1 protein-coding gene is annotated in these 460 nt (G+C 21.7%); it reads left to right on the top strand.

Going from position 1 to position 460, the window contains the following annotated elements; all coding sequences use genetic code 11:
• Positions 1-3: 3 nt before the first annotated feature.
• Positions 4-396 carry a rhodanese-like domain-containing protein gene (locus GBZ86_RS16770; RefSeq protein ID WP_422678942.1) on the top strand — a complete coding sequence of 131 codons (393 nt, stop codon included), beginning with the start codon at positions 4-6 and terminating at the stop codon, positions 394-396.
• Positions 397-460 lie beyond the last annotated feature (64 nt).

Genomic DNA, 460 nt, shown 5'->3' with positions numbered 1-460 from the left:
CTTATATCCATTTTGCTTGTTACAATATTTTCAATAGCTTTAATTTCTTGTGGAAAAAGTAAACAAGCGTCATCTAAAGCATCTGTATCTAAAAATATTAGTATTGAAGAAAGTAAAAAACTTATTGATGATAATAAAGTAGATTTAATTTTAGATGTAAGAGATGAAAAACAATTTAAAGAAGGGCATCTACCTAAAGCTACTTTAATTTCTTATAAAGAAGTTAAAAATAAAATTTCTGAGTTAAAAAATTTTAAAGATAAGCCTATTTTAATTTATTGTAATTCTGGTAAGAAGAGTGCTGATTCTATAAAGATTTTAGAAGAAAATGGATTTAATAATATTTTTCATATGGTAGATGGAATAAATAAATGGCATTACGAAATTGAAAAATAAACTTTAATTTAATAAAACAACTTCATTTTTTAGTTAAATGAAGTTGTTTTATTCTATTCTTAAA

Source organism: Clostridium tarantellae (assembly GCF_009295725.1).
GTDB lineage: Bacteria > Bacillota > Clostridia > Clostridiales > Clostridiaceae > Sarcina > Sarcina tarantellae.
The sequence above is the reverse complement of the archived record's forward strand: the minus strand, read 5'-3'. Positions and strand labels throughout refer to the sequence as shown.